6 protein-coding genes, 1 other RNA gene and 2 pseudogenes (1 of these 9 running past the window's edge) are annotated in these 8,219 nt (G+C 44.7%); 5 read left to right on the forward strand and 4 right to left on the reverse strand.

Translation table 11 applies throughout. The features are described from left to right. Positions 1 to 18 precede the first annotated feature (18 nt). Positions 19 to 1,038: a hypothetical protein gene (locus COU47_03620; GenBank protein PIR69443.1), complete on the reverse strand. Its 1,020-nt coding sequence runs from the start codon at positions 1,036 to 1,038 to the stop codon at positions 19 to 21. A 255-nt stretch (positions 1,039 to 1,293) separates the two neighbouring features. Between COU47_03620 and COU47_03625 the strand changes: the two genes are divergently transcribed. Then, positions 1,294 to 2,139 (forward strand): phenylalanine 4-monooxygenase, encoded by an 846-nt coding sequence (locus COU47_03625; protein PIR69444.1) that lies wholly within the window; start codon positions 1,294 to 1,296, stop codon positions 2,137 to 2,139. A 74-nt stretch (positions 2,140 to 2,213) separates the two neighbouring features. On the opposite strand, the gene COU47_03630 is transcribed toward COU47_03625, so the two are convergent. After that, positions 2,214 to 3,794, reverse strand: a complete 1,581-nt coding sequence (locus COU47_03630) for an arginine--tRNA ligase (GenBank protein PIR69431.1) — start codon at positions 3,792 to 3,794, stop codon at positions 2,214 to 2,216. 102 nt (positions 3,795 to 3,896) lie between these two features. Between COU47_03630 and COU47_03635 the strand changes: the two genes are divergently transcribed. From COU47_03635 to ssrA, 3 genes are all read left to right on the forward strand, one after another. Continuing rightward, positions 3,897 to 5,216 (forward strand): hypothetical protein, encoded by a 1,320-nt coding sequence (locus COU47_03635; protein PIR69432.1) that lies wholly within the window; start codon positions 3,897 to 3,899, stop codon positions 5,214 to 5,216. 79 nt (positions 5,217 to 5,295) lie between these two features. Beyond that, positions 5,296 to 5,745: an SsrA-binding protein gene (locus tag COU47_03640; protein ID PIR69433.1), complete on the forward strand. Its 450-nt coding sequence runs from the start codon at positions 5,296 to 5,298 to the stop codon at positions 5,743 to 5,745. A 41-nt stretch (positions 5,746 to 5,786) separates the two neighbouring features. Further along, positions 5,787 to 6,136, forward strand: a transfer-messenger RNA (tmRNA) gene (gene ssrA, locus COU47_03645). A 1,036-nt stretch (positions 6,137 to 7,172) separates the two neighbouring features. On the opposite strand, the pseudogene COU47_03650 reads toward ssrA, so the two are convergent. Together COU47_03650 and COU47_03655 are read right to left on the reverse strand one after the other, a co-directional pair. Beyond that, positions 7,173 to 7,631: pseudogene (locus COU47_03650) on the reverse strand (resolvase). Between the two features lie 7 nt (positions 7,632 to 7,638). Beyond that, positions 7,639 to 7,836 (reverse strand): hypothetical protein, encoded by a 198-nt coding sequence (locus COU47_03655; GenBank protein ID PIR69434.1) that lies wholly within the window; start codon positions 7,834 to 7,836, stop codon positions 7,639 to 7,641. Between the two features lie 368 nt (positions 7,837 to 8,204). Between COU47_03655 and COU47_03660 the strand changes: the two are divergent. Then, positions 8,205 to 8,219, forward strand: a pseudogene (locus COU47_03660) (hypothetical protein) (it continues 255 nt past the right edge of the window).

An 8,219-nucleotide genomic window follows, 5' to 3' on the forward strand; every position in this document is an offset into this window, starting at 1 on the left:
GATGATGTGTATTAGTGCTTATGCAAGTGCGTACTTTCCGTTCTCGGTTTTTTTGAAGTACTTCTTGTTTTGCAGATTGATGACAATGGTGTTGTCTTTGACGTGGCGTTCTTTCAACACACGTTTTACCAGCTCATCTCGGGTCATTGGGCCGTGTTGTTTTAGTATCGCCTGGATGACATTCCGGACAATACCTGGTTGGTATCCCCATTCTGTAAGTGCGTAGAGACCGCGCCCGACAAGGACGAATCGATTGTCTTTGATGAGCTCGTTATGTACGGTTTGCGGGTGCGCGCTGTGTTTAAGAGTGCTGGTGATGCCCGCAGCAACTTCGCGGAAGTGCATAGGGGATCCGTGTTTGCGCATAAAGAGATACGCCAAATCTCTGATACCGCGCGGGCGGATGTATGGAGAATCAGCAAGACCCCACTCGCCGAACGGGTTTCTGGTGATTCTCTTGGAAATGCGGAGCCAGGACGCGAGTGTTGCTTCCGGTAATGAATCTTTTTCCGGCAGGCAGTCCATAAATGTTGCTGTCATCTCTTTTTCAGAAAGGGGATTTTCATCAAGTTTTTTGTGGAGCTGTAACACCGCTTGTTCCACTTTCTTTTGTGACGCAGTATCAGTAGTCCATCGGTTGTGAAATTCATTGTTTTCCCGCACACGCGAAAATCCGCTCGCAAGCATTAATAGAAAGTATATGTGGTTTTTCTGTGTATCATTTTCAGCAAGATTATCGAGAAGCGTATGCTCCTCTGCTACATGCCCATGTTCTGCGAGAGTTTCTTTTAGATGGTCGGAGACTGTCTTTACTTCCGCTGAAGACAGCTGGTCTTTCAGTTTTCCGAGCGCGTGGTTTTCTATCTGACGGACGCGTTCACGCGTTATGCCGTAGTCTTGCCCAATCGCTTCAAGGGTTTCTTTTTCCGTGCCCTTGCCAATACCATAACGGCGTTCGAGGATTTGACGTGAACGCTCGGGGAGTTGTTTGAGGAGGCCCCTGGTAACCGCTTCCGGCTTTATCGGCAATTTTTTCATAAGATATTTAAACGTAACATAATAGTAAAATATAGTCAAGTCTTTTGAAAAACATTCTTTTATGGCTTAAACAAGCTCCCAAGATTTATAGCAGAATAGCTCCTTTTTGGCAAGATATGTCTTGAACGAAGGCGCATTGCGTGGTAGGATAGCGACAGAAATAGCAATATTTTGGGGAGGTCTTTGACAGTGGAAGAGAAAGGACTCACTACGGGAAGAGCGCCTTTTATTGAAGGCGCAAAGAGCAGAAATGAGATGTTTATCCATCAGCCGTACGAATTGTACACCGAAGAAAACCACGATGCTTGGCGAGATTTATATAAAAGAATATGGAATCGCTGGGAAAAGTATGCGAACCCCGCATTCTTAGAAGGTATTCAGTTGCTTCATTTAAACCCTGACCGCATTCCGAATCTTACGGATGTAAATGCATTTCTTGAGCCACTTACTGGGTTCCAGGCAAAGCCGGTGTCGGGGTATGTCCCTGCGGGTATTTTTTTTGATTGTTTGCGGAGGCGTGAATTTCCGACAACTATTACCATCCGGGATAAGAACCGGCTGGATTATCTTCCGGAGCCGGATATTTTCCACGATGTGGGCGGCCATGTTCCAATGCATACGAATAAAGAATTTGCCGATGTGCTAGTTCGCTTTGGTGAGTGCGCGCGCGCTTCGGTGCAGCGGGGCATTTCTTCTCTTGCAGATATCGAGAATCGTCGCAGATATCTTGGGAATATCATCAAAGCAATGGCCCGCTTTTTTTGGTTTACCGTTGAGTTTGGGCTCATGAAGGATAGCGGGGGTGCGCTTAAAGCATATGGGAGTGGATTACTTTCCAGTCATGGCGAGTTAGAGCATTGCATTGTATCGCCCGCAGTGCAGCGGTTCCCGGCGCAGATTGAATGGATGATAAATCAATACTTTGAGATAGATCATTACCAGCCACTATTGTTTGTTGTTGAGGGCTTTGATCATTTGTTCTCATTGGTAGACGACTTGGAGCATTGGATGCGTGATGGCAAGTTGGACAATGTTGCTCCGGGAGAGCCGAATATTTCCGATTCCGATATCGATAGCTTTTTGGAAGCTATCCAAAAATAAAAAATAAGGAAGGCGCAATGCCTTCCTTTTTATTTTTTCCCGCTGAATAGCTGAGGTTTTCATACAATCCTCCGTTACATATGTTCAGGCGCATGAATGCCGAGAATGTGTAGTGTGTTTTGCAGCACAGTCTGAACTCCTTCTACAAGCGCAGCACGCGCGGCTTCAAGCTCTTTGTTTTCCTGGATGACATGATGTTCTTCGTAGAAATCATGGAATGCGTGCGCGAGCTCATATGCGTACCGGGGGATGTGATGCACCTGGAATGTGCGCGCAGCATCCTCAATAACATCAGGGAATTGCGCCATATGTTTTATGAGCGCCAATTCCTTTTGTTCGGTGAGCAGTGCGTAGTCAGGATGTTTTTGCGATTGTGCTTCGTTGAGAATTGAAGCAATGCGCGCGTGCGCGTACTGGATGTAATAGACGGGATTTTTTGCAGAGTGCTCCCGCGCAATACCGAGATCAAAGTCCATATGCGTATCGGGGGATTTTTCCAAAAAGAAATAGCGGGCGGCATCAATGCCGATATCGTTTACAAAATCCGCAAGTGTTTCGAATTGCCCCGTTCGTTTTGACATGCGCACCTCCTTGCCATTTTCGGTAAGCCGTACGAGTTGCGTGATGATGACGCGGAACTGTTCATCGCGTATGCCAAGCGCGCGGAGGGCTGCTTGCAGGCGGGGAGCGTATCCGTGGTGGTCTGCGCCCCAGATGTCAATTACTGTGTTAAATTTTCTATCTGTGAATTTATTGAGGTGATAGGCGAGATCAGTCAAAAAATATGTCGGCTCCCCAGTGTTCCGGATGATTACGCGGTCCTCGGTATCTCCGTGTGCGCTTGTGCGCAGCCATAGTGCGCCGTCCTTTTCGTAATCCAAATTATGTTTTTTGAGCAGGTCTACAGCGGCGCGAACTTTTTTCTTATCAAACAATTCTTGCTCATGGAAGAAGACATCGGTATGAATGCCAATATCCTGTAATGTTTTCTCATTCTCTTTTTGTATGAATTGGGCAAGCGTGTGCCCCGCTTCTGCGGCAGTCATTCCCTCTATCTCCTTTTTTATATTCGGGTGCTCCTGCAGGTAGAGCTCTTCAATGTAGGGATATGCAGATTCTTCGCCGAGTGCAGTTTTTCCCAGGTCGCTTATCTGCTTGCTTGCCTTTGCGTCATTTACATAATACTCCGTTTCTACCGTAAAGCCCGCGTGTTTCAATGCGCGCGCAAGCGTGTCTCCTAAAAACGCTCCTCTGCCGTTCCCAAGCGTTATGGGCCCTGTCGGGTTTGCGGAAATGCATTCAACTTGTATTTTTTTCTGCTTTTTTTCTCCCGTGCCGTAGGACAACTTTTCTTTACGTATGGTTTCCAGCTCGCCGTACAGCAGTTCTTTTTTGAGGAAGAAATTAATAAACCCCGCGCCTGCGATGTCTATTTTCTCAAAAAGAGCGGAATCTATGTTTTGCACTAGATTTTGTGCGGCGTCTTTGCTGGATATGCTTTTTTGGGTGAGCAGAAAAGCGGCATTGGTTGCGTAGTCGCCATGTTCCGGGCGTTGTGGTACCTCTACTGTAACATCAATGCCCGGCGCTGCCTTTTCGATGGATTTTTGTATGCGTGTGCGGAGTGACATTACTATATTATAGGCGGATTTCATGTAAAAGAAAAAGAACTGCTATGTTTCTTTCTTTTTTGCCGAGCCTCAGGTATAGTACGAGGTAGTTTGTTCTATACAATATTATGCTAGGGAGGCTATGTAATGCGGAAGCGTATTGGGGTTTTTGCATGGATTTTCGCTGCGTGTATTCTCATCTTTGGCGGGTGCGCAAGCACGCACCAGAGCACAACAGAGGGCGTCGCTCAGCAGGCATCTGCGGGTAGCAGTTTGTCGCCGGGAGTTTCTTTACTAGGATTTGCAAAGCGCAGCCTGATGTTCGAGGAAGTAGAGAAGCTTGTTCTCAGAGATTCGTACTATCTTCCTAAAGACGCCGGACAGAAACGAAGAGTATTTTCTACATGCATGGATCGGTACAAAAACGCAGGCACGGATGATCCGACGCGCACTAATGAACTCACAGAAGCGCTCAATGCGTGCAATGCGGAAGATAAATGGGACGCATATTTTTCTCCAGATGCTTGGCAGGATTTTCAGATAGGAATGGGAACATCGTTCGGAGGGATAGGCGTTGAGATAGGATGGGATGGTAACAAAACCGGACTGCTTATCTCAAATATATTGCCCGGCTCGCCGCTGGAACAGTTACAGGTCCATGTGGGCGATGTCATTCGCTCCATACGCCAGGAAAACGAGACTGATCCCGTGTGTGTTGAGGGGAGAGAGCTAAAAGATCTCATCCGTCTCATACGAGGACCCATCGGCACAAAAGTATTTTTAGAGATTTGGCGGGGCCAGGAATGCATAGGTACATTTTCCGTAGAACGGCAAGAGGTAGACCCGCGGCACATTGTTACCAAGACATTTAATAATGGTACGGTCGGATATATTCAGTTTTCCGGATTTGAGCAGGATTTATTCAGGGAAAAGATACGGCCGGCTATTGAGTCATTTATTGCTTCGGGGGTTCGTAAGATTATCTTTGATGTGCGGGGCAACCCCGGAGGGTTGATAGAGGAACCGCTCTATCTTTCCGTGGGATTTATGGAGCCGCGTGCAATGATGCTGAGCGTTTGCAGAAGAGACAGTTGCAAGAATTATATAGCGCCGGAGGGAAGAGCGCTTTTCCGGGATGTCGCTGTTGTAATTCTGATCGATAAGAAATCCGCCTCCGCATCGGAATTATTTGCAGGCATCATGAAAACGCATAGAAAAGCATTCCTCATTGGCGAAACTACATACGGGAAGGGATGCGTGCAAGTAGTGGAGACTCTCTACAGTTCGCCTGGTTCGGCAGTTAAAATCACCACGGCTCTGTTTTATTTCGATCTTGCGCACACGATTACTCCGGAAGGAAACGGCGTTGCGCCTGATCTTATGGTGATAAATAATGACCCCGGACGGGACGCACAACTTGAGGCGGCGCTTGAGTATTTCCGTCTCATGGAACGTAACGGGCACTAATAAGAAAAACCGCTTGCATGCGCAAGCGGTTTTATTTTTTAATATTTGATTTGGAGCGGGTATTGATTAGGATACATATATGACATTATTGGTGCAAAACAAGAGGGCATCGTTTGATTACGAGATATTAGAGAAATTTGAAGCGGGCATGGAGCTCCGCGGGTTTGAGGCAAAATCATTGCGTATCGGGCGGGGAGCGCTTGCAGGTGCGCGTGTGATTATCCGCGGGGAAGAAGCGTATATCGTCGGCATGGATATCCCGCCGTATCAGGCCGCAAATACACCGAAGGGGCATGAAAGCGACCGTACGCGCCGTCTTCTATTAAAGAAGAGTGAAATAAAATATTTGATAGGAAAAGGGGAGGAAAAAGGATTGACAATTATCCCAATTCGTGTTTATACTAAAGGCCAGCGCGTAAAGCTTGAGATAGCAATCGCACGAGGGAAGAAAAAAGGCGACAAGCGGGAAAAAATTAAACAGCGCGAATCAAAACGGAAAATTGAACGAACATTAAAAGAGCACATGTAGCGCTTGATATCCATCAAGAACTTTTTAAGAAAGTTTTTGCTGGGGATGAAGGGCTTCGACGGGAGTGATAATGATATGCATGCTCAAGCCGAGGATAAAGAGTCACCTCGCAAATCATCTCTTTAACCAATACGTGCAAACAAACAACCTGCACTTGCTTACGCATAAACTGCCGTAGGCCGTTCTGTTCCTTGAGGCCTCATAGGGGAACAAGAATGTCAATTCATGAGACTTGGCTGTCCGCTGTTTCGACGGACAGCGACACACAGAAACACGCCGCTTTTCTGTTTCGCCTTGTTTAAGGGATAGCGGTTACACAAACGAGGCTACGCTTGTAAACCATCTTATCGTTCTCTTTCGGACGGGGGTTCAATTCCCCCCATCTCCACTGCTTGAGAATTAAGTACCATGGAGTGCTCTAAAACCCTTAAAGGAAGGGATAAGTTAGCGGTTCCAAATCCATGTTTTCTGTCATATACTAATGGCTCCTGAAAAACCAGTCTCAAGACCACTCTCTTATTGATTAAATCTCCAATAACCCAAGACATATAAGGGTTTTTGAGATAGTTGATGACCGTATTGAGGGCGGTTTCAAAATCTATATTGGATGGTTGTCTTGAACTATCAATCATTTCCCTAAGTAAAAGCTTTTTTTTAGCCAATCTTTCAATTTGAGTTTCGTAAATTTGAGCTACTCTATCGCTTGTAGCCTTGCATGCACGTTGACTGAGTTCCTCAATTTTTTCTGAAATGGTATCTAATTCGATTCTAGTTCTTCGCGAATTCTGTTCTAATTCATGTAATTTGAGTTTCCAGCGTTTAAGAAATAAGGCTTTAACAAGATTTAATCTGTGTTGCGTGGGCTCTATTTGCCTCAATATTGATTCAAAATCAGCTTCAATTTTTGCTTTATGAATGCTCTTGCCGTAGGCCTCACATCCTTTTGTTTTACAGCGGTAGTAAGCATATTTCTGAAGCCGGCCTCGGCTCCAAGCTGCTGTAAAGGGTTCTCGGCAGAGGGAACATAAGACACATCCTCTCAAAGGAAAATCTTCTCGGATGTCTATACGGGTGCGGGGCATTATCTTTTCTTGAAGCCTATCCTGGATTTTTTGAAATGTTACGAGACTAATAAGTGGCTGGTGATATCCTTTTCTTCTGGCAACTTCCCATTCCGGGTACTCGATATATCCTGTATAAATTATTCTCGTAAGCATTCGTTTTACGGTCTCAAGTGTTGGTCGAGACGAGTAATTTCTTGTAATTAGAAAACGCAAGACATCTATCTGTTCTTGAAATCTTCCCGATGCAAAGCCCTCCAGAACCTCTTTTATGATGCTTCCAGTACGTTTATCTATTGATAACAACTTCCCATGTACCGGGTCCTTTGCATGTTTATAACCAGGTGGAGGATAAAAGGGCCAATACCCTCTTTCTAATCTTGCTTTTTGTTTTTGTATCACCTGTCTTCTATTTTGTTTTCGTTCAAGCTCCCCCTGGGCAGCTAAGATAGTTTCGATAAATTCGCCTTCGGGACTATCATCAAAATTGAAATTTAGGCATTTTGGAGTGGCATTTCGTTTTTTTAGCGCCGTTCGCAATTTCCAGTGAAATTGAACATCTCGAGCGAATCTTTTTAGATCATCAAATATGATGACGTATTGGTTGTAAGGTTTGCTATCCAGATATTTCAAAAGCCGGGACATTGAAGGTCTGTTCATAAAATCTCCTCCGCCCGTAAAATCGTCCAGAAATACCTCTTCTACTTCATAGTTGTTTTGATCTGCGAACTGCCTACAACGATGTTCTTGGCTTTCAAGACCATGACCATCTTTTTTCTGGTTTGTTGAGGATACCCGGCAATAAATTAATGCTTTTTGAGACATATAGAATCTATTGTACTAATCCATCGAAATAGTTGTCCAATATGCCGTCTATAAAGGAACAGATAACATCTCTTAGCTCCATTATCTCCTTATCGGTTAGATCCGTTTCTCCGAGATACTTCTTACATTCTTCAATAGATAATGTATGGGAGCTATTTACAGTCTGGTGAGGTCGATCATCAATTTTGTCATGTTTTACAATCATCACCTTCCAATACTGGTAAGAAGTGCGGAAAATACAAGTCAGGGAAAGTTGTCTATTGTATCAAATAAAAATGTTGTAACAACCTGATGCCATTGACAAATATTGATTATTGTGTTACTATTTTAATAATTCTTAAGCCATATAATCAACAAAAAACTCCTAATCAAAATCCATAAGAAACGCCTAAATAGGTCTAAATAAGAGGAAGAAATTCCTCTTTATTTTTAACTCAAATCAATAACTAGACTGCCCATAAGCAGTTTTTTTATATCCCCGGACTTGCCTTTTCAGGCAAATTTCCCAGACTCCCTGATTTCGCGGAGGCTGATATTCTGCACCCATACGTTTCTTTGGAGAGTACTTGTTTCATGGAGATCAGTTCG

The organism is Candidatus Niyogibacteria bacterium CG10_big_fil_rev_8_21_14_0_10_46_36, from assembly GCA_002772995.1.
Taxonomy (GTDB): domain Bacteria; phylum Patescibacteriota; class Minisyncoccia; order 1-14-0-10-42-19; family 1-14-0-10-42-19; genus 1-14-0-10-46-36.

Excerpts from the sequence above, each read along its gene's own strand:
- COU47_03655 (PIR69434.1), bottom strand. The coding sequence starts at position 7,836 with ATGATTGTAAAACATGACAAAATTGATGATCGACCTCACCAGACTGTA.
- COU47_03625 (PIR69444.1), top strand. The coding sequence starts at position 1,294 with ATGTTTATCCATCAGCCGTACGAATTGTACACCGAAGAAAACCACGAT.
- COU47_03635 (PIR69432.1), top strand. The coding sequence starts at position 3,897 with ATGCGGAAGCGTATTGGGGTTTTTGCATGGATTTTCGCTGCGTGTATT.
- COU47_03630 (PIR69431.1), bottom strand. The coding sequence starts at position 3,794 with ATGAAATCCGCCTATAATATAGTAATGTCACTCCGCACACGCATACAA.
- COU47_03640 (PIR69433.1), top strand. The coding sequence starts at position 5,296 with ATGACATTATTGGTGCAAAACAAGAGGGCATCGTTTGATTACGAGATA.
- COU47_03620 (PIR69443.1), bottom strand. The coding sequence starts at position 1,038 with ATGAAAAAATTGCCGATAAAGCCGGAAGCGGTTACCAGGGGCCTCCTC.